The 24834-nt window shown below is 67.0% G+C and carries 20 protein-coding genes and 1 tRNA gene; 17 read left to right on the top strand and 4 right to left on the bottom strand.

Annotation, left to right across the window (positions count from 1 at the left end):
* Positions 1–5 precede the first annotated feature (5 nt).
* Positions 6–1061, top strand: a complete 1056-nt coding sequence (locus tag IF78_RS0122440; protein WP_031477890.1) for a UDP-N-acetylmuramate dehydrogenase — start codon at positions 6–8, stop codon at positions 1059–1061.
* 25 nt (positions 1062–1086) lie between these two features.
* On the opposite strand, the gene IF78_RS0122435 is transcribed toward IF78_RS0122440, so the two are convergent.
* The gene (locus IF78_RS0122435; protein ID WP_031477889.1) at positions 1087–1719 is read right to left on the bottom strand and encodes an NAD(P)-dependent oxidoreductase; all 633 of its coding nucleotides are present in this window, start codon (positions 1717–1719) and stop codon (positions 1087–1089) included.
* Between the two features lie 106 nt (positions 1720–1825).
* Between IF78_RS0122435 and IF78_RS0122430 the strand changes: the two genes are divergently transcribed.
* Positions 1826–2422, top strand: a complete 597-nt coding sequence (locus IF78_RS0122430) for a TetR/AcrR family transcriptional regulator (protein ID WP_031477888.1) — start codon at positions 1826–1828, stop codon at positions 2420–2422.
* A gap of 34 nt (positions 2423–2456) precedes the next feature.
* Here IF78_RS0122430 and IF78_RS0122425 read toward each other — a convergent pair whose 3' ends face one another.
* Both IF78_RS0122425 and IF78_RS0122420 read right to left on the bottom strand, forming a co-directional pair.
* Complete coding sequence (locus IF78_RS0122425) at positions 2457–3485, bottom strand: adenosine deaminase (protein ID WP_031477887.1); 1029 nt, start codon at positions 3483–3485, stop codon at positions 2457–2459.
* Between the two features lie 120 nt (positions 3486–3605).
* On the bottom strand, positions 3606–4832 hold the full coding sequence (locus IF78_RS0122420; protein ID WP_031477886.1) for a pyridoxal phosphate-dependent aminotransferase: 1227 nt from the start codon (positions 4830–4832) through the stop codon (positions 3606–3608).
* A gap of 285 nt (positions 4833–5117) precedes the next feature.
* On the opposite strand from IF78_RS0122420, the gene IF78_RS0122415 reads away from it, so the two are divergent.
* From IF78_RS0122415 to tuf, 15 genes are all read left to right on the top strand, one after another.
* Positions 5118–5190 (top strand) — tRNA-Trp (locus tag IF78_RS0122415).
* A 108-nt stretch (positions 5191–5298) separates the two neighbouring features.
* Positions 5299–5586 carry a preprotein translocase subunit SecE gene (secE, locus tag IF78_RS0122410; RefSeq protein ID WP_031477885.1) on the top strand — a complete coding sequence of 96 codons (288 nt, stop codon included), beginning with the start codon at positions 5299–5301 and terminating at the stop codon, positions 5584–5586.
* Positions 5587–5666: 80 nt separating this feature from the next.
* A complete protein-coding gene (gene nusG / locus IF78_RS0122405) occupies positions 5667–6488 on the top strand; it encodes a transcription termination/antitermination protein NusG (RefSeq protein WP_031477884.1) in 822 nt (273 codons plus the stop codon).
* Between the two features lie 186 nt (positions 6489–6674).
* A complete protein-coding gene (rplK, locus tag IF78_RS0122400) occupies positions 6675–7109 on the top strand; it encodes a 50S ribosomal protein L11 (RefSeq protein ID WP_028805116.1) in 435 nt (144 codons plus the stop codon).
* An 83-nt stretch (positions 7110–7192) separates the two neighbouring features.
* The gene (rplA, locus tag IF78_RS0122395; RefSeq protein WP_031477882.1) at positions 7193–7918 is read left to right on the top strand and encodes a 50S ribosomal protein L1; all 726 of its coding nucleotides are present in this window, start codon (positions 7193–7195) and stop codon (positions 7916–7918) included.
* Between the two features lie 129 nt (positions 7919–8047).
* Positions 8048–8869 carry an SCO4651 family lipoprotein gene (locus tag IF78_RS0122390; RefSeq protein WP_031477880.1) on the top strand — a complete coding sequence of 274 codons (822 nt, stop codon included), beginning with the start codon at positions 8048–8050 and terminating at the stop codon, positions 8867–8869.
* Between the two features lie 357 nt (positions 8870–9226).
* Positions 9227–9757 (top strand): 50S ribosomal protein L10, encoded by a 531-nt coding sequence (gene rplJ / locus IF78_RS0122385; RefSeq protein ID WP_030046352.1) that lies wholly within the window; start codon positions 9227–9229, stop codon positions 9755–9757.
* A gap of 114 nt (positions 9758–9871) precedes the next feature.
* A complete protein-coding gene (gene rplL, locus IF78_RS0122380) occupies positions 9872–10261 on the top strand; it encodes a 50S ribosomal protein L7/L12 (RefSeq protein ID WP_031477878.1) in 390 nt (129 codons plus the stop codon).
* A 538-nt stretch (positions 10262–10799) separates the two neighbouring features.
* Positions 10800–14285 carry a DNA-directed RNA polymerase subunit beta gene (gene rpoB / locus IF78_RS0122375; RefSeq protein ID WP_031477877.1) on the top strand — a complete coding sequence of 1162 codons (3486 nt, stop codon included), beginning with the start codon at positions 10800–10802 and terminating at the stop codon, positions 14283–14285.
* A 97-nt stretch (positions 14286–14382) separates the two neighbouring features.
* Positions 14383–18282 (top strand): DNA-directed RNA polymerase subunit beta', encoded by a 3900-nt coding sequence (locus IF78_RS0122370; protein WP_031477875.1) that lies wholly within the window; start codon positions 14383–14385, stop codon positions 18280–18282.
* Positions 18283–18438: 156 nt separating this feature from the next.
* Positions 18439–19014, top strand: coding sequence for a DUF1707 and DUF4190 domain-containing protein (locus tag IF78_RS0122365; RefSeq protein WP_078662544.1), 576 nt, complete (start codon positions 18439–18441; stop codon positions 19012–19014).
* Between the two features lie 352 nt (positions 19015–19366).
* Positions 19367–19738 carry a 30S ribosomal protein S12 gene (gene rpsL, locus IF78_RS0122360; RefSeq protein ID WP_003948652.1) on the top strand — a complete coding sequence of 124 codons (372 nt, stop codon included), beginning with the start codon at positions 19367–19369 and terminating at the stop codon, positions 19736–19738.
* A gap of 2 nt (positions 19739–19740) precedes the next feature.
* Entirely contained in the window at positions 19741–20211 is a 471-nt protein-coding gene (gene rpsG / locus IF78_RS0122355) for a 30S ribosomal protein S7 (protein WP_003998848.1), read from the top strand.
* Positions 20212–20250: 39 nt separating this feature from the next.
* Entirely contained in the window at positions 20251–22377 is a 2127-nt protein-coding gene (gene fusA / locus IF78_RS0122350) for an elongation factor G (protein WP_031477871.1), read from the top strand.
* 154 nt (positions 22378–22531) lie between these two features.
* A complete protein-coding gene (gene tuf, locus IF78_RS0122345; RefSeq protein ID WP_030860906.1) occupies positions 22532–23725 on the top strand; it encodes an elongation factor Tu in 1194 nt (397 codons plus the stop codon).
* Between the two features lie 191 nt (positions 23726–23916).
* Here the strand turns inward: tuf and IF78_RS0122340 are convergent, their stop codons facing one another.
* Positions 23917–24426, bottom strand: coding sequence for a hypothetical protein (locus IF78_RS0122340; RefSeq protein WP_158751474.1), 510 nt, complete (start codon positions 24424–24426; stop codon positions 23917–23919).
* Between the last annotated feature and the right edge of the window lie 408 nt (positions 24427–24834).

The raw sequence follows: 24834 nt of genomic DNA, 5'->3' as shown, positions 1-24834 counted from the left end.
AGCGCGTGCAGGAACTCCACGACGCCCCACTCGCCCCCCTCACCACCTTCCGGCTGGGCGGCCCCGCCACCCGCCTGGTGATCGCGACCACCGACGCCGAGGTGATCGACGTCGTGCGCGAGGTCGACGCCGCCGGTACGCCGCTGCTGCTCATCGGCGGCGGATCGAACCTCGTCATCGGCGACAAGGGCTTCGAGGGCACCGCACTCGTCATCGCCACGAAGGGCTTCGAGCTCGACGGCACCACCCTCGAACTGGCCGCCGGCGAGGTCTGGACCGACGCCGTCGCCCGCACCGTCGAGGCCGGGCTCGCCGGCGTCGAGTGCCTCGCCGGAATCCCCGGCTCCGCGGGCGCGACGCCCATCCAGAACGTCGGCGCCTACGGCCAGGAGGTCTCCTCCACGATCACCGAGGTGATCGCGTACGACCGCCAGGCAGGCCAGACCGTCGTCATCTCGAACGCCGACTGCGCCTTCTCCTACCGCCACAGCCGCTTCAAGGCCGACCCCGAGCGCTACGTCGTCCTGCGCGTCCGCTTCCGACTGGAGGACGCCGACGGGCTCTCCGCCCCCGTGAAGTACGCCGAGACGGCCCGCGTTCTCGGAGTCGAGGTCGGCGACCGCGTGCCCCTGGCGGCCGCCCGCGAGACCGTGCTGAAGCTGCGTACGGGGAAGGGCATGGTCCTGGACCCCGAAGACCACGACACCTGGTCGGCGGGATCCTTCTTCACCAACCCGATCCTCACGGACGAGCAGTTCACCGCGTTCCACGCGCGTGTGCGCGAGCGCCTCGGCGACGGCGTGGAACCGCCCGCCTACCCCGCGGGGGAGGGCCACACCAAGACGTCCGCGGCCTGGCTCATCGACAAGGCGGGCTTCACCAAGGGGTACGGCACCGGCCCCGCCCGCATCTCCACGAAGCACACCCTCGCGCTCACCAACCGCGGCGAGGCGACCACCGAGGACCTCCTCGCACTCGCCCGCGAGGTCGTCGCAGGCGTCCGCGAGACCTTCGGCATCACGCTGGTGAACGAGCCGGTGACGGTCGGAGTCAGCCTCTAGCCCAGGCTTTCTCCAGGCCAGACCCTCAGTAGGCCACGCCCACCCCCTCCTTCACCGTCGCCGGATCGCCGATCATCCCCAGCATCGCGTGGGCCACATCCGCCCGCCCGATGAAGCGCCCCCTGAGCGGAAACCCGCCCACAACCGTGCGGTACCTGCCGGTGACCGGCTTGTCCTGCAGTCGCGGGGGCCGTACGACCGTCCAGTCCACGTCGCCACGGGCGACCTCGGCCTCCATCACCCGGAGGTCGGCGTAGATGTCCTTGAGAACGGCCGACACGATGCCGCGCACCGCACGGTCCAGGAACCCGTCCCCCTCCGGCTCGGGCCCGACCGGCGCGGCGCTCACCACGAGCAGCCGCCGCACCTCCTCTGCCTCCAGTGCAGCCAGCACCGTACGGGTCAGCCGTGCCGCGACCCCCGCATCCCCGCGCCCGCGCGCACCGAGGCCGGACAGCACCGCGTCCCGTCCCGCGACGGCGGGCCGCAGCGCACCGGGGTCGGTGAGATCCGCGCGGAACACCTCCAGACGGTCACCGGTGAGGGGGAGGCGCGCGGTGTCCCGCACGACGGCTGTGACCTCATGGCCGGCGTCCAGGGCCTGACGGACGATCTCCTTGCCGATGCCTCCGGTCGCGCCGAAAACGGTGAGTTTCATGAGGGCTCCCGTCCGCATGAGATTCGGTGGGTGAGTGTTCACTCACCCGGTCTCCCTCTAGAGTGAGTAAGTACTCACCCACCCGTCAAGTGCGATTGGACAGGCCATGGAGAACAAACCGACCCGCGTGCGGCTCCTCGACGCCGCACACGAGCTGATGCGCACGGTCGGACTGTCGCGGGCCACGACGAAGGAGATCGCACGGGCGGCCGGGTGTTCCGAGGCGGCGCTGTACAAGCACTTCGAGAGCAAGGAGGAGCTCTTCATCCAGGTGCTCACCGAGCGGCTGCCCCCGCTCCGCCCGCTGCTCAGCAGCCTCGCCGCCGAGCCGGGCCGGCACTCCCTCCAGGAGAACCTCACCGAGATCGCCCGACAGGCGGCGCTGTTCTACGAGCAGAGCTTCCCGATCGCCGCGTCGCTGTACGCGCAGACCGAGCTCAAGCGGCGGCACGACGACGCCGTACGGCAGATGGGGGCGGGCCCGCATGTGCCGATCCAGGAGCTCGACACGTACCTTCGGGCCGAGCAGGAGCTGGGCCGGGTCGGCACGGACGCGGACACGTTCGCGGCGGCGTCCCTGCTGATGGGCGCCTGCGCGCAACGGGCGTTCGCCTATGACGCGACGAAGGAGGCGGTACGGCCGCCGGTGGACGAGTTCGCCGCCCGGCTGGCCCGTACGCTGCTGGCCGGTATCGGCGGCTGACCGGCCGACCCCGCACCCCGCGCAGCACCCCCCGCTACGCGAGCCAGTCGTCAATTCCCGCCAGCAGCTTCGCCTTCATGTCCTCCGGCGCCGCCGACCCGCGCACCGACTGCCGGGCCAACTCCGCCAGCTCCTCGTCCGTGAAGGCGTGGTGGTGGCGGGCGATGTCGTACTGGGCGGCGAGCCGCGAGCCGAAGAGCAGCGGGTCGTCGGCGCCGAGGGCCATCGGGACGCCGGCCTCGTACAGCGTCCGCAGCGGGACGTCCTCCGGCTTCTCGTAGACGCCGAGGGCGACGTTCGACGCGGGACACACCTCGCAGGTCACGCCCCGGTCGGCGAGCCGCTTCAGCAACCGTGGGTCCTCGGCCGCCCGCACCCCGTGGCCGATCCGGTTCGCGTCCAGGTCGTCCAGGCAGTCCCGGACCGAGGACGGGCCGGTCAGCTCGCCACCGTGCGGGGCCGACAGCAGGCCGCCCTCGCGGGCGATGTGGAACGCACGGTCGAAGTCCCGCGCCATGCCCCGGCGCTCGTCGTTCGACAACCCGAAGCCGACGACACCCCGATCCGCGTACCGCACCGCGAGCCGCGCCAGCGTGCGGGCGTCCAGGGGGTGCTTCATCCGGTTCGCGGCGACCAGGACGCGCATCCCGAGACCCGTGTCCCGCGACGCCGTCTCCACCGCGTCCAGGATGACCTCCAGCGCCGGGATCAGACCGCCCAGCCGGGGCGCGTACGACGTCGGGTCGACCTGGATCTCCAGCCACCCGGCGCCGTCCTTGATGTCCTCCTCCGCCGCCTCCCTGACCAGCCGCTGGATGTCCTCCGGCTGCCGCAGGCACGAGCGCGCCGAGTCGTACAGACGCTGGAAGCGGAACCAGCCCCGCTCGTCCGTCGCCCGCAGCTTCGGCGGCTCCCCGCTGGTCAGCGCGTCGGTCAGCGCCTCCGGCAGACGCACCCCGTATTTGTCGGCCAGTTCCAGCAGGGTCGCCGGCCGCATAGAGCCGGTGAAGTGCAGGTGCAGATGGGCTTTCGGCAGTTCAGAGACATCACGTACACGCTCCATTCCAGGATCCTGCCGTACGTGTCCGCCGTCCCGGTAGCGGTTTCCCCTTTAGTGGTCTTGCTCGCACAAACAAATGAGGCACCTCCGAAATCCGGAGGTGCCTCATGACAGCGACGGACCTCAGTCCCTGGCCTCCGCCAGCAGCTTCTGGATCCGGCTCACGCCCTCGACGAGGTCCTCGTCACCGAGCGCGTACGACAGCCGCAGATAGCCCGGCGTGCCGAAGGCCTCGCCCGGGACCACCGCGACCTCGGCCTCCTCCAGGATGAGCGCGGCCAGCTCGACCGAGTCCTGCGGGCGCTTGCCGCGGATCTCCTTGCCGATGAGGGCCTTCACCGAGGGGTAGGCGTAGAAGGCGCCCTCGGGCTCCGGGCAGACCACGCCGTCGATCTCGTTGAGCATCCGCACGATCGTCTTGCGGCGGCGGTCGAAGGCCTCGCGCATCTTCGCGACGGCGTCCAGGTCGCCGGAGACGGCGGCGAGGGCGGCCACCTGCGCCACGTTCGAGACGTTCGACGTGGCGTGCGACTGCAGGTTCGTCGCGGCCTTGACGACGTCCTTCGGGCCGATGATCCAGCCGACCCGCCAGCCCGTCATGGCGTACGTCTTGGCGACACCGTTGACCACGATGCACTTGTCGCGCAGCTCCGGCAGGACCGCGGGCAGCGACACGGACACCGCGTCGCCGTAGACCAGGTGCTCGTAGATCTCGTCCGTCATCACCCACAGGCCGTGCTCGACGGCCCAGCGGCCGATCGCCTCGGTCTCGGCCTCGCTGTAGACCGCTCCGGTCGGGTTGGACGGGGAGACGAACAGGACGACCTTCGTCTTCTCGGTGCGGGCCGCCTCCAGCTGCTCGACCGAGACGCGGTAGCCGGTCGTCTCGTCGGCGACGACCTCGACCGGGACACCGCCGGCGAGGCGGATCGACTCGGGGTACGTCGTCCAGTACGGGGCCGGAACGATGACCTCGTCGCCCGGGTCGAGGATCGCGGCGAAAGCTTCGTAGATGGCCTGCTTGCCGCCGTTGGTGACCAGGATCTGGGAGACGTCGGGCTCGTAGCCGGAGTCCCGCAGCGTCTTCGCGGCGATCGCGGCCTTCAGCTCGGGCAGGCCGCCGGCCGGGGTGTAGCGGTGGTACTTCGGGTTCTTGCAGGCCTCGATGGCGGCCTCGACGATGTAGTCCGGGGTCGGGAAGTCGGGCTCACCGGCGCCGAAGCCGATCACCGGTCGCCCGGCGGCCTTGAGGGCCTTGGCCTTGGCGTCCACGGCGAGGGTGGCGGACTCGGAGATCGCGCCGACTCGGGCGGAGACCCGGCGCTCGGTGGGAGGGGTTGCAGCGCTCATGGGGCCCATGGTTTCAGACCGGAAACGCGGGCGGCATGCGGGTTTCACAGACTGAACATCGGTTGAACATTCGTCCGGATCGGGCCCGCGGCCAGGGCGATCTTGCGCCGTCGCACCGCCGAACTCCGGGCGATCTTCCGCCAACCAAGCCCTCATCGGCCACTTTCTGTTCGACGGGGCGCCCGGGACCACGTACACTCTCACCTCGTTGGCCTTCAGCAGCCCGCAGTCGCACGGTGCACAACGAGCACCCGGTCGGATGCGGTACGTTGGGGGACACACCAAAGGGTCGTAGCTCAATTGGTAGAGCACCGGTCTCCAAAACCGGCGGTTGGGGGTTCAAGTCCCTCCGGCCCTGCTACACACACCTTCGCCAGGATGTGTGCGCATGTACGTACAGCAATGCACCGCCGTGCGGCTCAGACCGGGCGCGGCACGGCCACGACCCGGAATCAGGTGAGGACGAGTGACGGACGCCGTGGGCTCCATCGACATGCCTGATGCCCAGGACGAGGCGCCGGAGTCCAAGAAGAAGACCCGCAAGGGCGGCAAGCGTGGCAAGAAGGGCCCGCTGAAGCGACTCGCGCTCTTCTACCGCCAGATCGTCGCGGAACTCCGCAAGGTCGTCTGGCCCACGCGCAACCAGCTGACGACGTACACCACCGTGGTGATCATCTTCGTCGTCATCATGATCGGCCTGGTGACCGTGATTGACTATGGGCTCGACAACGCCGCCAAGTACGTCTTCGGCTGAGCCAAGAGCGAAGGGCGCCGTGGTTACCGGCGCCCCTTTCGCATGTTCCACCCCTATGTATCCAGGAAGAAGCAGCCACCGTGTCTGACCAGAACCTGAACGACGCCATCGAGCCGCACGGACAGGACGCCGAGTCCGTGGAAGACGAGCTCGACATCGTCGAGGGCGCGGACGAGGACCTGGACGAGGTCGAGGCTGCCGACGCCGAGGCGGGCGAGCCGGCCGAGGAGGCCGCGCTGCACGTGGAGGACGAGGAAGAGGCCGCCGAGGAAGAGGCCGAGCCCGTCGACCCCGTCGCCGCCCTGCGCGAGGAGCTTCGCACGCTGCCCGGCGAGTGGTACGTCATCCACACCTACGCCGGTTACGAGAACCGCGTGAAGACCAACCTGGAGCAGCGCGCCGTCTCGCTGAACGTCGAGGACTACATCTTCCAGGCCGAGGTGCCGCAGGAAGAGGTCGTCCAGATCAAGAACGGCGACCGCAAGACGATCAAGCAGAACAAGCTGCCGGGTTACGTCCTGGTCCGCATGGACCTGACGAACGAGTCCTGGGGTGTCGTCCGCAACACCCCCGGCGTCACCGGCTTCGTGGGCAACGCCTACGACCCGTACCCGCTGACCCTGGACGAGATCGTCAAGATGCTCGCCCCGGAGGCCGAGGAGAAGGCCGCCCGCGAGGCCGCCGAGGCCGAAGGCAAGCCGGCTCCGGCCCGCAAGGTCGAGGTCCAGGTGCTGGACTTCGAGGTCGGCGACTCGGTCACCGTCACCGACGGCCCGTTCGCCACGCTGCAGGCCACCATCAACGAGATCAACGCCGACTCGAAGAAGGTCAAGGGCCTCGTGGAGATCTTCGGCCGCGAGACGCCGGTCGAGCTGTCCTTCGACCAGATCCAGAAGAACTGATCCCTCCCGGGGTTTCCGAGTCTTCTGGACTCACCGCTTCCGCGCAGGTCAGACGGGCTCTCGTAGCCGGTCTGACCTGCGCGGTTTTTAGCCGCGCATCTATACCCGTTATCGTTGTGCGGTATGCCTTCATCCGGGACGCGACCCGGGCGAGGGCACACTTCAATCGAAAGGACCCGGAGAGTAATGCCTCCCAAGAAGAAGAAGGTCACGGGGCTCATCAAGCTCCAGATCCAGGCCGGTGCCGCCAACCCGGCCCCGCCGGTCGGCCCCGCGCTGGGTCAGCACGGCGTCAACATCATGGAGTTCTGCAAGGCCTACAACGCCGCGACCGAGTCGCAGCGCGGTTGGGTCATCCCGGTGGAGATCACGGTCTACGAGGACCGTTCCTTCACCTTCATCACCAAGACGCCGCCGGCCGCCAAGATGATCCTCAAGGCCGCGGGCGTGGAGAAGGGCTCCGGCGAGCCGCACAAGACCAAGGTCGCCAAGATCACCGAGGCGCAGGTCCGCGAGATCGCCACCACCAAGATGCCCGACCTCAACGCCAACGACCTGGACGCCGCCGCGAAGATCATCGCCGGCACCGCCCGATCCATGGGCATCACGGTCGAGGGCTGACCTCAACCCCCGTACACCAAGCAGATACGTGGGAGGGCCTGCTCGGCCCGGACCACGACTCCTAAGAAAACACAGGAGCAGCAGTGAGCAAGCGCAGCAAGACTCTCCGCGCTGCGGACGCCAAGGTCGACCGGGAGAAGCTCTACGCCCCGCTCGAGGCCGTCCGTCTCGCCAAGGAGACGTCCACGACCAAGTTCGACGGCACCGTCGAGGTCGCCTTCCGTCTGGGTGTCGACCCGCGTAAGGCCGACCAGATGGTCCGTGGCACCGTGAACCTTCCGCACGGCACCGGTAAGACCGCCCGGGTCCTGGTCTTCGCGACCGGCGACCGTGCCGAGGCCGCGCGTGCCGCGGGCGCCGACATCGTCGGTGCCGACGAACTGATCGACGAGGTTTCGAAGGGCCGCCTGGACTTCGACGCCGTCGTCGCCACCCCGGACCTCATGGGCAAGGTCGGCCGCCTCGGCCGCGTGCTCGGTCCGCGTGGTCTGATGCCGAACCCGAAGACCGGCACCGTCACCCCCGACGTCGCCAAGGCCGTCACCGACATCAAGGGCGGCAAGATCGAGTTCCGCGTCGACAAGCACTCGAACCTGCACTTCATCATCGGCAAGGTGTCCTTCGACGACACCAAGCTGGTGGAGAACTACGGCGCCGCGCTGGAGGAGATCCTCCGTCTGAAGCCGTCCGCCGCCAAGGGTCGCTACATCAAGAAGGCCGCCATCACCACCACGATGGGCCCCGGCGTTCCCGTCGACCCGAACCGCACCCGCAACCTCCTCGTCGAGGAGGACCCGGCCGCGGTCTGAGCCATCGGCTCACCAGGCTCGAAGCGGGCCCCGCACCCTTCCCGGGTGCGGGGCCCGTCCCCTTGTCCGGCTCCGTTTGTCAGTGCCCTGGGTTAACTTTCATTAACGGGGTTCGCACAGGGGGGACGAATGACGAGTACGAGGGCGCGTCGGCCGGTGCTCTGGATCGCGCTGCTGACCGCGCTGACGGCCCTGGCCGCCTGCACCTCCTCCTCCGACCGTCCCGACGAGCAGAACCGCGCCACGCCCTCCCGCGCCGTCACAGCCGCCCTGCGCAGCGTCGAACGGTCCACCGGCCAGGCCGAGTCAGCCCGGGTGAAGTCCACGACCACCATGGGCTCGGCACTGTCCATGACGGCCGATGGCACCCTCGCCTGGGGCGACGGCCTCACCGGCACCCTGACGATCACATACACCGGCGGCACGACGGCCGAGACGATGCGCCGACTCGGCAGCACGTCGATGGAGGCCCGCTATCTCCCCGACGCCTACTACGCGCGCATGGGCGACGGGTTCGCCGCGAAGGCCGACGGCAAGCACTGGATCAAGTACGCCTACGACGACCTGGAGGACCTCGCCGGTGGCTCGGGAGCGGACCTCGCCGACCAGATGCGCGGCACCGCGCCGCACACATCGGTGAAGCTGCTGCTGACCTCCACGGACGTGCGGAAGGTCGGCGAGGAGACGGTGCGAGGCGAGCCCACCTCGCACTACTCCGGCAGCGTGCCCGGGGAGGGCTCCGGCCCGCAGACCGTCGACATATGGGTCGACGACCGCAACCTGCTGGTCAAGAAGGTCGAGAAGGGCCACACGGCCACGGGGCAGCTCACCCAGACCGCGTACTACAGCGACTACGGGGTGAAGGCCACGGCCGAGAAGCCTCCGGCGGGGGACACCGTGGACCTCAAGGAGCTGCTGAAGCAGCGAGGAGGGCTCGACGGCACGCCCTGAGCGCCGGCAACGGTTCCTTGGGGCCCAGGCTTCGGCCGCCGAGGGGCGCTCGAACCGACGGGGAGCCGAGCACCGTAGGGGCCGATTTGCTTGACAGCGAATCCGTCCCGTACTCTCCTACAGAAGCCAAAGACCGCTGGTCGTTGCCGTGCGCTCGTAAGAGGGTGCGGTGGCCGAAGGATCCGCTGAACTGCGGACGACCCGCGCAGGTGACAGTGGAAGAACTCCCGGAGTACACGCGTCCCGCGTGTGCGGCCGGTCGAGTCCGCCCCGTGCGCCTGCGCCGGGGCGTTTCGTTTTCCCCAGTCCTCCTTCGGGTCCGCGCGGTCAGAATCACCCGGAAGGAGGCCGAGGCTCATGGCGAGGCCCGACAAGGCTGCCGCAGTGGCCGAGTTGACGGAGCAGTTCCGCAACTCCAACGCTGCCGTGCTGACCGAGTACCGCGGTCTCACCGTGGCGCAGCTCAAGACGCTGCGTCGTTCGCTCGGTGAGAACGCCCAGTACGCCGTGGTGAAGAACACGCTGACCAAGATTGCGGCCAACGAGGCCGGGATCACGACGCTGGACGACCTGTTCAACGGTCCGACGGCTGTCGCCTTCGTCACCGGTGACCCGGTGGAGTCGGCGAAGGGTCTCCGTGACTTCGCCAAGGACAACCCGAATCTCGTCATCAAGGGCGGTGTCCTTGAGGGTAAGGCGCTCAGCGCCGACGAGATCAAGAAGCTTGCGGACCTCGAGTCCCGCGAGGTTCTGCTCAGCAAGCTGGCCGGTGCCTTCAAGGCGAAGCAGTCCCAGGCTGCCTCCGTCTTCCAGGCGCTGCCGTCGAAGCTCGTCCGCACGGTGGACGCGCTCCGCGCCAAGCAGGCCGAGCAGGGCGGTGCCGAGTAATTCGGCTCGCACACTGGCCCCCGCAGCCTGACCGCGGAGGCCACAGCGGGCCGACGTACGCCCGCCTCACCCAGTACATCCGGCACCTGCCGATTTAGTGGAAGGACCGCCATCATGGCGAAGCTCAGCCAGGAAGACCTGCTCGCGCAGTTCGAGGAGATGACCCTCATCGAGCTCTCCGAGTTCGTGAAGGCCTTCGAGGAGAAGTTCGACGTCACCGCCGCCGCTGCCGCGCCGGTCGTCGTCGCCGGTGGTGCCGCTGGTGGCGCCGCCGCCGAGGCCGCCGAGGAGAAGGACGAGTTCGACGTCGTCCTCACCGGCGCCGGCGACAAGAAGATCCAGGTCATCAAGGTCGTGCGTGAGCTGACCTCCCTCGGCCTGAAGGAGGCCAAGGACCTGGTCGACGGTGCGCCGAAGCCGGTTCTCGAGAAGGTCAACAAGGAAGCCGCCGACAAGGCCAAGGAGGCCCTCGAGGGCGCCGGCGCCTCCGTCGAGGTCAAGTAAGACCTTCGCGAACGCCTGTGACAGCCCCAGGGGGCTGTAACGCGAACGCACCGAAGAGCGATCATCCATTCGGGTGGTCGCTCTTCGGCGTTCCCGGGGGCCCGGCCACGGTTGCCTTGCTCTCGCATACGCGAGGGGTATGGTGATCTTCGTCGTGTCTCCGGAACCCCTGGTTCGGCCAAGGGGGCCTTGACGAACCGCACGCAGCGCGCAATTCTCAGGACGCGTCGTCACAAGGATCCGATTCCGAGGCATGGATCGACGACGAAGAGGGCAGTATCAACGTGCGTTGAGGGCAGGCATGGCGCAGACGTTGAGAACAACGAGGGTCTCAGAAAACCGGGACTGGACAGCAGTGTGCCGAGTGGCTACACTGACCCTTTGCGCTGCCTGTTAGCTGTCCCCTGCCCGTCACCAGGGGTCTGCCCTCGCCTCAGCATCGACGATCGGAATTCCCTGACCTGGGTTTTCTGTCTCTTTGTGTGGGTGAGGGGCCGGTACGCGCGTAGTGAGTCCGAGCCCTCGGAAGGACCCCCTCTTGGCCGCCTCGCGCAACGCCTCGACCGCGAATATGAACAACGGCGCCAGCACCGCCCCGCTGCGCATCTCCTTTGCAAAGATCAAGGAGCCTCTCGAGGTTCCCAACCTGCTCGCGCTGCAGACCGAGAGCTTTGACTGGCTGCTCGGGAACACCGCCTGGCAGAGTCGGGTCGAGGAGGCTCTGGAGTCCGGTCAGGATGTCCCCACGAAGTCCGGTCTGGAGGAGATCTTCGAGGAGATCTCCCCGATCGAGGACTTCTCCGGGTCGATGTCGCTGACGTTCCGTGACCACCGCTTCGAGCCGCCGAAGAACAGCATCGACGAGTGCAAGGAGCGCGACTTCACGTACGCCGCCCCGCTCTTCGTGACGGCTGAGTTCACCAACAACGAGACCGGCGAGATCAAGTCCCAGACGGTCTTCATGGGCGACTTCCCGCTCATGACGAACAAGGGCACGTTCGTCATCAACGGCACCGAGCGTGTCGTGGTGTCGCAGCTGGTCCGTTCGCCCGGTGTCTACTTCGACTCGACCATCGACAAGACGTCCGACAAGGACATCTTCTCAGCCAAGATCATCCCGTCCCGGGGTGCCTGGCTGGAGATGGAGATCGACAAGCGCGACATGGTCGGTGTCCGTATCGACCGCAAGCGCAAGCAGTCCGTCACCGTCCTGCTCAAGGCGCTCGGCTGGACGACCGAGCAGATCCTCGAGGAGTTCGGCGAGTACGAGTCGATGCGCGCCACCCTGGAGAAGGACCACACCCAGGGCCAGGACGACGCGCTGCTCGACATCTACCGCAAGCTGCGTCCGGGCGAGCCCCCCACGCGTGAGGCCGCGCAGACGCTTCTTGAGAACCTGTACTTCAACCCCAAGCGTTACGACCTCGCCAAGGTCGGCCGCTACAAGGTCAACAAGAAGCTGGGTGCGGACGCTCCGCTCGACGCGGGCATCCTGACCGTCGAGGACGTCATCTCGACGATCAAGTACCTGGTGAAGCTGCACGCCGGTGAGACCGAGACGGTCGCCGACAGCGGTCAGACGATCGTCGTCGAGACCGACGACATCGACCACTTCGGCAACCGTCGTCTGCGCAGCGTCGGCGAGCTCATCCAGAACCAGGTCCGTACGGGTCTGGCCCGTATGGAGCGCGTCGTCCGCGAGCGCATGACGACCCAGGACGTCGAGGCGATCACGCCGCAGACCCTGATCAACATCCGGCCGGTCGTCGCCTCCATCAAGGAGTTCTTCGGCACCAGCCAGCTGTCGCAGTTCATGGACCAGAACAACCCGCTGTCCGGGCTGACGCACAAGCGTCGTCTGTCCGCGCTCGGCCCGGGTGGTCTGTCCCGTGAGCGGGCCGGCTTCGAGGTCCGTGACGTGCACCCGTCTCACTACGGCCGTATGTGCCCGATTGAGACCCCTGAAGGCCCGAACATCGGTCTGATCGGTTCGCTCGCCTCCTACGGCCGCGTCAACGCGTTCGGTTTCGTCGAGACGCCGTACCGCAAGGTCGTCGACGGTCAGGTCACCGACGAGGTCGACTACCTGACGGCCGACGAGGAGGACCGCTTCGTCATCGCGCAGGCCAACGCCACGCTGACGGACGACCTGCGCTTCGCCGAGGCCCGGGTGCTCGTCCGCCGCCGTGGCGGCGAGGTCGACTACGTCGGTGGCGAGGACGTGGACTACATGGACGTCTCGCCGCGCCAGATGGTGTCGGTCGCGACCGCCATGATCCCGTTCCTCGAGCACGACGACGCCAACCGCGCCCTCATGGGCGCGAACATGATGCGCCAGGCCGTTCCGCTCATCAAGGCGGAGGCCCCGCTCGTCGGCACCGGCATGGAGTACCGCTCCGCCGTCGACGCCGGCGACGTCGTCAAGGCCGAGAAGGCCGGTGTGGTCCAGGAGGTCTCCGCGGACTACATCACCACCGCCAACGACGACGGCACGTACATCACGTACCGTCTGGCCAAGTTCGCCCGCTCCAACCAGGGCACCTCGGTCAACCAGAAGGTCATCGTCCACGAGGGCGACCGCATCGTCGAGGGCCAGGTCCTCGCCGACGGTCCGGCCACCGAGAACGGTGAGATGGCGCTGGGCAAGAACCTGCTCGTGGCGTTCATGCCGTGGGAGGGTCACAACTACGAGGACGCGATCATCCTGTCGCAGCGCCTCGTGCAGGACGACGTCCTCTCCTCGATCCACATCGAGGAGCACGAGGTCGACGCCCGTGACACCAAGCTCGGCCCCGAGGAGATCACCCGGGACATCCCGAACGTCTCCGAGGAGGTCCTCGCCGACCTCGACGAGCGCGGCATCATCCGTATCGGTGCCGAGGTCATCGCCGGTGACATCCTCGTCGGCAAGGTCACCCCGAAGGGTGAGACCGAGCTGACGCCGGAGGAGCGCCTGCTGCGCGCGATCTTCGGTGAGAAGGCCCGTGAGGTCCGTGACACCTCGCTGAAGGTGCCGCACGGCGAGACCGGCAAGGTCATCGGCGTCCGCGTCTTCGACCGCGAGGAGGGCGACGAGCTTCCCCCCGGTGTGAACCAGCTGGTGCGCGTGTACGTCGCGCAGAAGCGCAAGATCACCGACGGTGACAAGCTCGCCGGCCGTCACGGCAACAAGGGTGTCATCTCGAAGATCCTTCCCATCGAGGACATGCCGTTCCTCGAGGACGGAACTCCGGTCGACATCATCCTCAACCCGCTGGGTGTGCCGTCCCGAATGAACCCGGGACAGGTCCTGGAGATCCACCTCGGCTGGCTCGCCAGCCGCGGCTGGGACGTCTCCGGCCTCGCGGACGAGTGGGCGCAGCGCCTCCAGGCGATCGGCGCCGACCAGGTCGACCCGGGCACCAACGTCGCGACCCCCGTCTTCGACGGTGCGCGCGAGGACGAGCTCGCGGGTCTGCTGCAGCACACCATCCCGAACCGCGACGGCGAGCGCATGGTGCTCCCGACCGGTAAGGCGCGGCTGTTCGACGGCCGTAGCGGTGAGCCGTTCCCGGACCCGATCTCCGTCGGCTACATGTACATCCTGAAGCTGCACCACCTGGTCGACGACAAGCTGCACGCTCGCTCGACCGGCCCGTACAGCATGATCACCCAGCAGCCGCTGGGTGGTAAGGCCCAGTTCGGTGGCCAGCGCTTCGGTGAGATGGAGGTGTGGGCCCTCGAGGCCTACGGCGCCGCGTACGCCCTCCAGGAGCTGCTGACCATCAAGTCCGACGACGTGACCGGCCGCGTGAAGGTCTACGAGGCCATCGTCAAGGGCGAGAACATCCCCGAGCCCGGCATCCCCGAGTCCTTCAAGGTGCTCATCAAGGAGATGCAGTCGCTCTGCCTGAACGTGGAGGTGCTGTCCAGCGACGGTATGTCCATCGAGATGCGTGACACCGACGAGGACGTCTTCCGCGCTGCGGAGGAGCTCGGCATCGACCTGTCCCGGCGCGAGCCGAGCAGCGTCGAAGAGGTCTGACGGGAGTCCGGCGGGGCCCTCACCCACAGGGCCCCGCCGACCCCCAGGCCCCCGTTTCAGACCACAGACTTACAACCCTGAGAGGGATTGACGCATAGTGCTCGACGTCAACTTCTTCGATGAGCTCCGGATCGGTCTGGCCACCGCTGACGACATCCGTCAGTGGAGCCACGGCGAGGTCAAGAAGCCCGAGACCATCAACTACCGCACCCTCAAGCCCGAAAAGGACGGACTCTTCTGCGAGAAGATCTTCGGTCCGACCCGGGACTGGGAGTGCTACTGCGGCAAGTACAAGCGCGTCCGCTTCAAGGGCATCATCTGCGAGCGCTGTGGCGTCGAGGTCACGCGCGCCAAGGTGCGCCGTGAGCGGATGGGCCACATCGAGCTGGCCGCGCCCGTCACGCACATCTGGTACTTCAAGGGTGTCCCGAGCCGGCTGGGCTACCTGCTCGACCTGGCTCCCAAGGACCTCGAGAAGGTCATCTACTTCGCGGCGTACATGATCACGTACGTCGACGAGGAGCGCCGTACCCGCGACCTGCCCTCCCTGGAGGCGCACGTCTCCGTCGAGCGGCAGCAGATCGAGAACCGCCGGGACGCCGACCTGGAGGCCCGCGCCAAGAAGCTCGAGACCGACCTGGCCGAGCTGGAGGCCGAGGGCGCCAAGGCCGACGTGCGCCGCAAGGTGCGCGAGGGTGCCGAGCGCGAGATGAAGCAGCTGCGTGACCGTGCGCAGCGCGAGATCGACCGCCTCGACGAGGTGTGGACCCGGTTCAAGAACCTCAAGGTCCAGGACCTCGAGGGCGACGAGCTCCTCTACCGCGAGCTGCGTGACCGCTTCGGCACGTACTTCGACGGCTCGATGGGTGCCGCGGCGCTGCAGAAGCGCCTGGAGTCCTTCGACCTCGACGAGGAGGCCGAGAAGCTCCGCGAGATCATCCGTACCGGCAAGGGCCAGAAGAAGACCCGTGCGCTCAAGCGCCTGAAGGTCGTCTCCGCGTTCCTGCAGACCAGCAACAGCCCCAAGGGCATGGTGCTGGACTGCGTGCCGGTCATCCCGCCGGACCTTCGCCCGATGGTGCAGCTGGACGGTGGCCGCTTCGCGACCTCCGACCTGAACGACCTGTACCGCCGTGTGATCAACCGCAACAACCGTCTGAAGAGGCTCCTCGACCTCGGCGCGCCCGAGATCATCGTCAACAACGAGAAGCGCATGCTTCAGGAGGCTGTTGACGCCCTCTTCGACAACGGTCGTCGTGGTCGCCCGGTCACCGGTCCCGGTAACCGCCCGCTGAAGTCCCTCAGCGACATGCTGAAGGGTAAGCAGGGTCGATTCCGTCAGAACCTGCTCGGTAAGCGTGTGGACTACTCCGCGCGTTCCGTGATCGTCGTCGGTCCGCAGCTGAAGCTGCACCAGTGCGGTCTGCCCAAGGCGATGGCGCTGGAGCTCTTCAAGCCGTTCGTGATGAAGCGCCTGGTCGACCTGAACCACGCGCAGAACATCAAGAGCGCCAAGCGCATGGTGGAGCGCGGCCGCACGGTCGTGTACGACGTCCTCGAAGAGGTCATCGCCGAGCACCCGGTTCTGCTGAACCGTGCTCCCACCCTGCACCGCCTCGGCATCCAGGCCTTCGAGCCGCAGCTGGTCGAGGGCAAGGCCATCCAGATCCACCCGCTCGTCTGCACTGCGTTCAACGCGGACTTCGACGGTGACCAGATGGCCGTGCACCTGCCGCTGTCCGCGGAGGCGCAGGCCGAGGCCCGCATCCTGATGCTGTCCTCGAACAACATCCTCAAGCCCGCCGACGGCCGTCCGGTGACGATGCCGACCCAGGACATGGTCCTCGGTCTGTTCTTCCTCACCACGGACAGCGAGATGCGGGACGTGAAGGGCGTGGACCGCTCCTTCTCCTCCGTGGCCGAGGCGATCATGGCCTTCGACGCGGGCGAGCTCTCGCTCCAGTCGAAGATCGACATCCGCTTCCCGGTCGGCACCATCCCGCCGCGCGGCTGGACCCCGCCGGCGCAGGAGGAGGGCGAGCCGGAGTGGCAGCAGGGTGACAGCTTCCGTCTGAAGACCACGCTGGGTCGTGCGCTCTTCAACGAGCTGCTGCCCGAGGACTACCCGTTCGTCGACTACGAGGTCGGCAAGAAGCAGCTCTCCGAGATCGTCAACGACCTCGCCGAGCGCTACCCGAAGGTCATCGTGGCGGCGACGCTCGACAACCTGAAGGCGTCCGGCTTCTACTGGGCCACCCGTTCCGGCGTCACCGTCGCCATCTCCGACGTCGTCGTTCCCGAGGCGAAGAAGGAGATCGTCCGCGGCTACGAGGCGCAGGACGAGAAGGTCCAGAAGCAGTACGAGCGCGGTCTGATCACCAAGGACGAGCGCACGCAGGAGCTCATCGCGATCTGGACCAAGGCGACCAACGAGGTCGCCGAGGCGATGAACGACAACTTCCCGAAGACCAACCCGATCTTCATGATGGTGAACTCGGGTGCACGAGGCAACATGATGCAGATGCGTCAGATCGCCGGTATGCGTGGTCTGGTGTCGAACGCGAAGAACGAGACGATCCCGCGTCCGATCAAGGCGTCCTTCCGTGAGGGCCTGTCCGTGCTGGAGTACTTCATCTCCACGCACGGTGCCCGTAAGGGTCTGGCGGACACCGCCCTGCGTACCGCCGACTCGGGTTACCTCACCCGTCGTCTGGTCGACGTCTCCCAGGACGTCATCATCCGCGAGGAGGACTGCGGCACCGACCGTGGCCTCAAGCTCCACATCGCGGAGGTCGGCGCGGACGGCGTGCTGCGCAAGGCGGACAACGTCGAGACGTCCGTGTACGCGCGCTGCCTCGCCGAGGACATCGTGGTCGACGGCAAGGTGCTGGCCCCGGCCGGTACCGACCTCGGCGACGTGCTCATCGACGAGCTGGTCCGCCACGGCGTCGCGGAGGTCAAGACCCGCTCGGTCCTGACCTGCGAGTCCGCCGTCGGCACCTGCGCCATGTGCTACGGCCGTTCGCTGGCCACCGGCAAGCTGGTCGACATCGGTGAGGCGGTCGGCATCATCGCCGCCCAGTCCATCGGTGAGCCCGGTACCCAGCTGACGATGCGTACCTTCCACACCGGTGGTGTGGCCGGTGACGACATCACCCAGGGTCTGCCGCGTGTCGTCGAGCTCTTCGAGGCCCGTACCCCGAAGGGTGTCGCCCCGATCTCCGAGGCCACCGGCCGCGTGCGGATCGAGGAGACCGAGAAGACCAAGAAGATCGTCGTCACCCCGGACGACGGCAGCGACGAGACGGCGTACCCGATCTCGAAGCGTGCCCGACTCCTGGTCAGCGAGGGCGAGCACGTCGAGGTGGGCCAGAAGCTCACCGTGGGTGCCACCAACCCGCACGACGTGCTGCGCATCCTGGGCCAGCGTGCCGTCCAGGTCCACCTGGTCGGCGAGGTCCAGAAGGTCTACAACTCGCAGGGTGTGTCGATCCACGACAAGCACATCGAGATCATCATCCGGCAGATGCTCCGCCGCGTGACGATCATCGAGTCCGGCGACGCCGAGCTGCTGCCCGGCGAGCTGGTCGAGCGCTCGAAGTTCGAGCACGAGAACCGTCGTGTGGTCCAGGAGGGCGGTCACCCGGCCTCCGGTCGTCCGCAGCTCATGGGTATCACCAAGGCCTCGCTGGCGACCGAGTCCTGGCTGTCGGCGGCGTCCTTCCAGGAGACGACCAGGGTCCTCACGGACGCGGCGATCAACGCCAAGTCCGACTCCCTGATCGGCCTCAAGGAGAACGTCATCATCGGTAAGCTCATCCCCGCCGGTACGGGCCTGTCCCGCTACCGCAACATCCGGGTCGAGCCGACCGAGGAGGCCAAGGCCGCGATGTACTCGGCCGTCGGCTACGACGACATCGACTACTCGCCGTTCGGCACGGGCTCCGGCCAGGCCGTTCCGCTGGAGGACTACGACTACGGTCCGTACAACCAGTAAGGCGTACGTCCACTGAAGGGCGGTCACCTCTCGGGGTGGCCGCCCTTCGGCGTGCCCCGGGGCCGTCTGAGGGTTTTCTCCGGGTGGACCCCGATGCCTGGAATGCCGGTTCGGCGCATCATGGAAGGACTCCGACCAGTACGGGGGAGGTGCTCCATGACGCATCCGTCGTGGCAGCCGTGGCAACCGGGGCAGGGCGGCGGCGTCCCGCAGCGGTGGCAGGACGGCGGTGCCCCACAGGCGTGGAACGGGCCCGCAACCCCGGCGATGCTCGCCTCGCACGCCGACCGTGAGCGGGCCGTGGACGTGCTCAGGGCCGGGTACGGCGAAGGTCGGCTTGAGCACGCCGAGTTCGAGAAGCGGGTCTCGCGGGCCTACACGGCCCGTACCGTGGGCGAACTCGCCCTGCTGGTCGCCGACCTGCCCCAGGGGCCGATGCCGCAGCCGGCGCCCGTCACGCCCGTGCCGCGGACCTTTCTGCAGGTGTCCCGGCCGCAGACCAACGGCAAAGCGGTCGGCTCCGCCGTCTGTGGGGTGCTGTGTCTGGTGAGCTTCGGGCTGACCGGGATTCCGGCCGTGGTGCTGGGGCACGCGGCGCGCTCCGAGATACGCCGCACCGGGGAGGGCGGTGACGCGCTCGCGCTGACCGGGCTCGTGCTCGGGTGGCTGTCGAACGTGGCCTGGGCGGCGCTGCTGGCGCTGATGATCGTGGCCACGGCCCTGTCCGCATAGCCCCGTGGGCGGCTGGTTCGAGGGGTGTGCGGACAGGGTTCTGAGGTGCCCGAATCGGCGATTCGAAGATCAAACACGTCGCGCGGTCTTGACATCGGCCGTATGGCGATGCGGGCGACGCCCATTTGTTTTGACCGCAGCGAATGAGGTAGGTACGCTCAGACCTTGTGCCTGGGGTGTGCCCTGGCTCTCGTGCGTGCCTTCAACCGCATAGCGAGCTGTGAGCGGCCACCGTGATCTGTGCTCTTTTCGCCTCGCGGCGGGAGTCCGCCGGATTCGACACACCCGACCGCGTGGGTCGGCGACGTTCCAGGTTAGCTTCACCATTCGGCACACAGAAACCGGAGAAGTAGTGCCTACGATCCAGCAGCTGGTCCGCAAGGGCCGGCAGGACAAGGTCGAGAAGAACAAGACGCCCGCACTCGAGGGTTCCCCTCAGCGTCGTGGCGTCTGCACGCGTGTGTTCACGACCACCCCGAAGAAGCCGAACTCGGCCCTGCGTAAGGTCGCGCGTGTGCGTCTGACCAGCGGGATCGAGGTCACCGCTTACATTCCGGGTGAGGGACACAACCTGCAGGAGCACTCCATCGTGCTCGTGCGCGGCGGCCGTGTGAAGGACCTGCCGGGTGTTCGCTACAAGATCATCCGTGGCTCCCTCGACACCCAGGGTGTCAAGAACCGCAAGCAGGCCCGTTCCCGCTACGGCGCCAAGAAGGAGAAGTAAGAATGCCTCGTAAGGGCCCCGCCCCGAAGCGCCCGGTCATCATCGACCCGGTCTACGGTTCTCCTCTGGTCACGTCGCTCATCAACAAGGTGCTGCTGAACGGCAAGCGCTCCACCGCCGAGCGCATCGTCTACGGCGCCATGGAGGGCCTGCGCGAGAAGACCGGCAACGACCCGGTCATCACGCTCAAGCGCGCTCTCGAGAACATCAAGCCGACCCTCGAGGTCAAGTCCCGCCGTGTCGGTGGCGCCACCTACCAGGTCCCGGTCGAGGTCAAGCCCGGCCGTGCCAACACCCTGGCGCTGCGCTGGCTGGTCGGTTACTCCCGCGCCCGTCGCGAGAAGACCATGACCGAGCGTCTCCTCAACGAGCTTCTCGACGCCTCCAACGGCCTCGGTGCGGCCGTGAAGAAGCGCGAGGACACCCACAAGATGGCCGAGTCCAACAAGGCCTTCGCGCACTACCGCTGGTAGTCGCTACCCCATCGAGAACCGAGAGAAGACTGAAGCCTTATGGCTACCACTTCACTTGACCTGGCCAAGGTCCGCAATATCGGGATCATGGCCCACATCGACGCGGGCAAGACGACCACCACCGAGCGGATCCTGTTCTACACCGGTGTGTCCTACAAGATCGGTGAGGTCCACGACGGCGCTGCCACGATGGACTGGATGGAGCAGGAGCAGGAGCGTGGCATCACGATCACCTCTGCTGCCACCACCTGTCACTGGCCGCTGGAAGACGTCGACCACACCATCAACATCATCGACACCCCGGGCCACGTCGACTTCACCGTCGAGGTGGAGCGCTCCCTGCGCGTGCTCGACGGTGCCGTGACGGTGTTCGACGGCGTCGCCGGCGTTGAGCCCCAGTCCGAGACGGTGTGGCGTCAGGCGGACCGTTACCGCGTTCCGCGTATCTGCTTCGTCAACAAGCTGGACCGTACCGGCGCCGAGTTCCACCGCTGTGTGGACATGATCTCGGACCGCCTGGGCGCCCAGCCGCTCGTCATGCAGCTCCCGATCGGTGCCGAGGCCGACTTCAAGGGCGTCGTGGACCTGGTCCGCATGAAGGCGCTCGTCTGGTCCGCCGAGGCCACCAAGGGCGAGATGTACGACGTCGTCGACATCCCGGACACGCACACCGAGGCTGCCGAGGAGTACCGCGGCAAGCTGCTCGAGGCCGTCGCGGAGAACGACGAGGAGATCATGGAGCTGTACCTGGAGGGCGAGGAGCCCTCCGAGGAGCAGCTGTACGCGGCCATCCGCCGCATCACGATCGCCTCCGGCAAGTCCAGCGACACCACGGTCACCCCGGTGTTCTGTGGTACCGCGTTCAAGAACAAGGGCGTCCAGCCCCTGCTCGACGCGGTGGTCCGCTACCTGCCCTCCCCGCTCGACATCGAGGCCATCGAGGGCCACGCGGTGAACGACCCGGAGGAGGTCGTGAAGCGCAAGCCCTCCGACGACGAGCCGCTGTCGGCGCTGGCGTTCAAGATCATGAGCGACCCGCACCTCGGCAAGCTCACCTTCGTCCGGGTCTACTCGGGCCGCCTGGAGTCCGGCACGCAGGTGCTGAACTCCGTCAAGGGCAAGAAGGAGCGCATCGGCAAGATCTACCGCATGCACGCGAACAAGCGTGAGGAGATCCAGTCGGTGGGCGCCGGCGACATCATCGCCGTCATGGGTCTGAAGCAGACCACGACCGGTGAGACGCTGGCCGACGACAAGAACCCGGTGATCCTGGAGTCCATGGACTTCCCGGCGCCGGTCATCCAGGTCGCCATCGAGCCCAAGTCGAAGGGCGACCAGGAGAAGCTCGGCGTCGCGATCCAGCGCCTGGCCGAGGAGGACCCGTCCTTCCAGGTCCACTCGGACGAGGAGACCGGCCAGACCATCATCGGTGGTATGGGCGAGCTGCACCTCGAGGTGCTGGTCGACCGTATGCGCCGTGAGTTCAAGGTCGAGGCCAACGTCGGCAAGCCGCAGGTCGCGTACCGTGAGACGATCCGCAAGGCCGTCGAGCGTGTCGACTTCACGCACAAGAAGCAGACTGGTGGTACCGGCCAGTTCGCCAAGGTGCAGATCGCGATCGAGCCCCTCGAGAGCGGCGACACGTCGTACGAGTTCGTGAACAAGGTGACCGGTGGTCGTATCCCGAAGGAGTACATCCCTTCGGTCGACGCCGGTGCGCAGGAGGCCATGCAGTTCGGCATCCTCGCCGGTTACGAGATGACCGGTGTCCGCGTCACCCTGCTCGACGGCGCGTACCACGAGGTCGACTCCTCCGAGCTCGCGTTCAAGATCGCCGGTTCGCAGGCCTTCAAGGAGGCCGCGCGCAAGGCCAGCCCTGTTCTCCTTGAGCCGATGATGGCCGTCGAGGTCACCACGCCCGAGGACTACATGGGTGAGGTCATCGGCGACATCAACTCCCGCCGTGGCCAGATCCAGGCCATGGAGGAGCGGGCGGGTGCCCGCGTCGTGAAGGGCCTCGTGCCTCTCTCGGAGATGTTCGGTTACGTCGGCGACCTGCGCAGCAAGACGTCCGGCCGGGCCAGCTACTCCATGCAGTTCGACTCCTACGCCGAGGTTCCGCGGAACGTCGCCGAGGAGATCATCGCGAAGGCCAAGGGCGAGTAACGCACCGCGTTCACACGCTTTAGGCTTGACTCCGGAGCCTTGAGGGGCAAACACCCGCGAACACGGATGTTTGCCCCGGGGCCCGGGCTTTCCAGCAAAGATCACCTGGCGCCGATGAAGCAAGGCGTTCAGAACCACTCCACAGGAGGACCCCGTGGCGAAGGCGAAGTTCGAGCGGACTAAGCCCCACGTCAACATCGGCACCATCGGTCACATCGACCACGGTAAGACGACCCTCACGGCCGCCATTACCAAGGTGCTGCACGACGCGTACCCGGACCTGAACGAGGCCTCGGCCTTCGACCAGATCGACAAGGCTCCCGAGGAGCGCCAGCGCGGTATCACCATCTCCATCGCGCACGTCGAGTACCAGACCGAGACGCGTCACTACGCCCACGTCGACTGCCCCGGTCACGCGGACTACATCAAGAACATGATCACCGGTGCTGCCCAGATGGACGGCGCCATCCTCGTGGTCGCCGCCACCGACGGCCCGATGCCGCAGACCAAGGAGCACGTGCTCCTGGCCCGCCAGGTCGGCGTTCCGTACATCGTCGTCGCCCTGAACAAGGCCGACATGGTGGACGACGAGGAGATCCTGGAGCTCGTCGAGCTCGAGGTTCGTGAGCTGCTCTCCGAGTACGAGTTCCCGGGCGACGACGTTCCGGTCGTCAAGGTCTCGGCGCTCAAGGCGCTCGAGGGTGACAAGGAATGGGGCCAGTCGGTCCTGGACCTGATGGCCGCCGTCGACGAGGCGATCCCGCAGCCCGAGCGTGACGTCGACAAGCCGTTCCTGATGCCGATCGAGGACGTCTTCACGATCACCGGTCGCGGTACGGTCGTCACCGGCCGTATCGAGCGTGGTGTCCTGAAGGTCAACGAGACCGTCGACATCATCGGCATCAAGACCGAGAAGACCACCACCACGGTCACCGGCATCGAGATGTTCCGCAAGCTGCTCGACGAGGGCCAGGCCGGTGAGAACGTCGGTCTGCTGCTCCGCGGCATCAAGCGCGAGGACGTCGAGCGCGGCCAGGTCATCATCAAGCCGGGCTCGGTCACCCCGCACACCGAGTTCGAGGCGCAGGCCTACATCCTGTCCAAGGACGAGGGTGGCCGCCACACGCCGTTCTTCAACAACTACCGTCCGCAGTTCTACTTCCGTACGACTGACGTGACCGGTGTTGTGACCCTCCCCGAGGGCACCGAGATGGTCATGCCCGGCGACAACACTGAGATGAAGGTTGAGCTCATCCAGCCCGTCGCCATGGAAGAGGGCCTGAAGTTCGCCATCCGTGAGGGTGGCCGGACCGTGGGCGCCGGCCAGGTCACCAAGATCAACAAGTGAGCTTGTTGACCTGACCTGGTAGCTCCAGCGCGAGCTCCTGAAGGGGCCCGTACGACTTCGGTCGTGCGGGCCCCTTTGCTGTTCGAGGACAGTCGGCCCGCCAGGAGTCGGACCGTGGGGGGCCCGGCAAGTCCCGGGCCCCCCACAAGTGACTGGTCAGAGCCGGTTATGCACTGCCGGTCCAGAAGATGTCAGGTGTTGTTGGTCGGGGGAGGATTGTAGCCGTCCGGCTTGACGCAGAAGTCGATGTGGCTGATGCCGTAGAGCTGGTTGTTGTTCGGGTTGACCGGGGCGTGGAGAAGCGTGTCCGCCACAATGCCGTTGGGGTAGTGGAAGAGGTTCTGGACGGCGACGTTCCCGCCCCCGCCCTTGACGAAGACCTCTGTGACGGCTGCCTGACCCTCGACGTTGAAGTCGAACAGTCGGGGCTCGCCGTCGACTTCGGAGACGTCGATGGTGATCGATGCGTTGATGCCCGGGACTTCTTGCGTCGTCTCCCCGGCCACGGGGTCTTCGAACCTCAGTCCGGTCGTGCCGTCAGGGCACAGCGGAGGCCCACCCGTCCACGGCACCAGCACGGGCTGCACCCCTGCTTCCCCGGAGGGGTCCCCCGGGGTCTGAGCGAACGCAGGGCTGGCGGCGACACCGACGGCCACCGCCGTGGTCAGGCCCACGCCGACGAGCCGCGTGGGCCATCTCAACCTTCTCGACTGCATGGCTACTCGCATAACGAGCAGTCCTCCTTAGTTCTTCTGGGGTACCAGACCTCAGGTACCGGATTTCGCCCGCGCGGACTCTCGCGCCTTTTCGTTCGGCGATTCGAGTTCTGGCTTCATCCGCCGTCGGGCAGTCAGATCATTTGCATAATCAGACCGATGTCAGTCCTCAAAGAGCCTTCTGCCTAGCCCATCCGAGTTCCAGAGCACCGGAAAGGCGGAGTGTCGGCACGACATCGCGAAATCCGACGAGGGCGTCATGCGCCTCGCGCCCGGCCTCCTGCGTCCGTGAGTGCACCGCTGAGCCGGCCAGCCAGGCATGACGACAAAGCGTGTAAGTAGGACATGCCTAAAAAGAGTTGATATAGGCTCAGATGTGGCGCGTGAGCTGCT

The organism is Streptomyces bicolor (assembly GCF_000719285.1).
In the GTDB taxonomy this organism is placed as follows: Bacteria; Actinomycetota; Actinomycetes; order Streptomycetales; family Streptomycetaceae; genus Streptomyces; species Streptomyces bicolor.
This window is presented reverse-complemented; position numbering and strand designations above follow the sequence as displayed.

What these genes read in the sequence shown, in the direction of transcription:
- IF78_RS0122435 (WP_031477889.1), bottom strand. Translation starts at nt 1,719, where the DNA reads ATGAAACTCACCGTTTTCGGCGCGACCGGAGGCATCGGCAAGGAGATC.
- IF78_RS0122430 (WP_031477888.1), top strand. Translation starts at nt 1,826, where the DNA reads ATGGAGAACAAACCGACCCGCGTGCGGCTCCTCGACGCCGCACACGAG.
- IF78_RS0122425 (WP_031477887.1), bottom strand. Translation starts at nt 3,485, where the DNA reads ATGGAGCGTGTACGTGATGTCTCTGAACTGCCGAAAGCCCATCTGCAC.
- IF78_RS0122420 (WP_031477886.1), bottom strand. Translation starts at nt 4,832, where the DNA reads ATGAGCGCTGCAACCCCTCCCACCGAGCGCCGGGTCTCCGCCCGAGTC.
- rplK (WP_028805116.1), top strand. Translation starts at nt 6,675, where the DNA reads ATGCCTCCCAAGAAGAAGAAGGTCACGGGGCTCATCAAGCTCCAGATC.
- IF78_RS0122390 (WP_031477880.1), top strand. Translation starts at nt 8,048, where the DNA reads ATGACGAGTACGAGGGCGCGTCGGCCGGTGCTCTGGATCGCGCTGCTG.
- rplJ (WP_030046352.1), top strand. Translation starts at nt 9,227, where the DNA reads ATGGCGAGGCCCGACAAGGCTGCCGCAGTGGCCGAGTTGACGGAGCAG.
- rplL (WP_031477878.1), top strand. Translation starts at nt 9,872, where the DNA reads ATGGCGAAGCTCAGCCAGGAAGACCTGCTCGCGCAGTTCGAGGAGATG.
- IF78_RS0122365 (WP_078662544.1), top strand. Translation starts at nt 18,439, where the DNA reads ATGACGCATCCGTCGTGGCAGCCGTGGCAACCGGGGCAGGGCGGCGGC.
- rpsG (WP_003998848.1), top strand. Translation starts at nt 19,741, where the DNA reads ATGCCTCGTAAGGGCCCCGCCCCGAAGCGCCCGGTCATCATCGACCCG.
- fusA (WP_031477871.1), top strand. Translation starts at nt 20,251, where the DNA reads ATGGCTACCACTTCACTTGACCTGGCCAAGGTCCGCAATATCGGGATC.